The sequence below is a fragment of the Microbacterium sp. Bi128 genome, assembly GCF_918698205.1.
This window is the reverse complement of record NZ_CAKKMM010001466.1, coordinates 1-1,228: the sequence shown is the minus strand read 5'-3', so window position 1 is coordinate 1,228 and position 1,228 is coordinate 1. Positions and strand designations below refer to the sequence as shown.

The window sequence follows — 1,228 nt, the reverse complement described above, 5'->3', positions numbered from 1 at the left end:
TCTCATGACGGCCTTCAGCGATTGTGACGGCCGGGACTACCAGGCCAACGTGCCTGTCGAAGAAGCCCTCTAGGCAACTTCTAGGAGCTGGACTTGTACACTTCCAGCTCGAGCGTGATGAAGGCATCGATCGTCGCCCGGTAGGTCTTCTCGACAAGTTCGACGTCGATGTCCTTCTTTTCCGCCGTGGCGCGGACGTGTTCGATGACCCGCTCCACACGCCCGGGCGCACGGACCTCGGCGCTGTCCGCCTTGAGGGTCCCGGCGATCCGGATCAGCCGTTCCCGGCGCCCGCTCACGGACCCGATCTGCTCGTCCACCTCGTCAACAGCCACCCGCACGGCGGCGAGCTGTTCGCGGTCGGCCTGGGCGGCCTTGTCGTCTGCGTGATTTGTGGGCATGTGCATGACAGTATCGAAAGATGCAGCCACGAGTCGACTTCATATCGCTAGGTGTCCGCAGTGTTGACGCCTCACGCCGCTTCTACGTGGATGGCCTCGGATGGCCGGTCCACCGGGAAGTCCCCGGGGAGGTGCTCTTCATCCAGGTCAACCACGGCCTCATCCTTTCGCTCTGGGACGCGAGTCAAATGCAGACCGAGGCGGCCACCGATCCCCCTGCCGGCATTGCGTGCATCACGCTCAGCCACAACCTGGCCGGCACGGCGGACGTCGACCGGGTGATGGCCGAAGCCGGGACCGCGGGAGCCCGCATCGTTGCGGCACCGAAGACCCAGCCCTGGGGCGGCTACACCGGCTACTTCGCCGATCCCGACGGCTACCGCTGGGAGGTCGCCTTCAACCCCGACTGGTCGGTCGACGGCGGCGGCAAAGTAACGCTCTGACTCAGGTAACCAGTGCCGCCCCGTGCCTTGGCAGCCGCCGGGCAGCCGCCAGACAGGCCGGCGTACCGCTAGAACAGGCTCCCCACCGGCTGGATGAGTTCCGGTGAGTCATTCCTGACGTTCCCGACGGCGGTGCCGACGGCGTCGCTCGTCCAGCCTTCCTCGCCGTCGTGCGCCCCGGCCCGGACCAGATCCACGAGCCCGGCCGCATCATCCGCCTGCGGGTCCAGCCACGTCTGCATGGTCTCGCGGTTCATGGGCAGCGGAACCCTGTCATGCAGCGCGGTCAGCTCGGCCAGCATTCCCCCGGCGTAGCCCTCCGGCGGCGAGTCGGTGGTCATGATCGAGGTCGAGAGCATCCAGCGCTCCGGATCACCCTCTGCC

At 66.8% G+C, this 1,228-nt stretch carries 3 protein-coding genes; 1 reads left to right on the top strand and 2 read right to left on the bottom strand.

The annotated features are described in order from the left end of the window. Window positions 1–80: 80 nt before the first annotated feature. Window positions 81–407: a chorismate mutase gene (locus LQV45_RS33735; RefSeq protein WP_230012156.1), complete on the bottom strand. Its 327-nt coding sequence runs from the start codon at window positions 405–407 to the stop codon at window positions 81–83. 14 nt (window positions 408–421) lie between these two features. Here LQV45_RS33735 and LQV45_RS33730 point away from each other — a divergent pair, with 14 nt between their 5' ends. Beyond that, a complete protein-coding gene (locus LQV45_RS33730) occupies window positions 422–844 on the top strand; it encodes a VOC family protein (protein ID WP_230012154.1) in 423 nt (140 codons plus the stop codon). 68 nt (window positions 845–912) lie between these two features. On the opposite strand, the gene LQV45_RS33725 is transcribed toward LQV45_RS33730, so the two are convergent. Then, the coding region (locus LQV45_RS33725; RefSeq protein WP_230012151.1) for an SOS response-associated peptidase family protein at window positions 913–1,228 on the bottom strand (316 nt) is incomplete at its 5' end.

What these genes read in the sequence shown, in the direction of transcription:
- LQV45_RS33735 (WP_230012156.1), bottom strand. Translation starts at nt 407, where the DNA reads ATGCACATGCCCACAAATCACGCAGACGACAAGGCCGCCCAGGCCGAC.
- LQV45_RS33730 (WP_230012154.1), top strand. Translation starts at nt 422, where the DNA reads ATGCAGCCACGAGTCGACTTCATATCGCTAGGTGTCCGCAGTGTTGAC.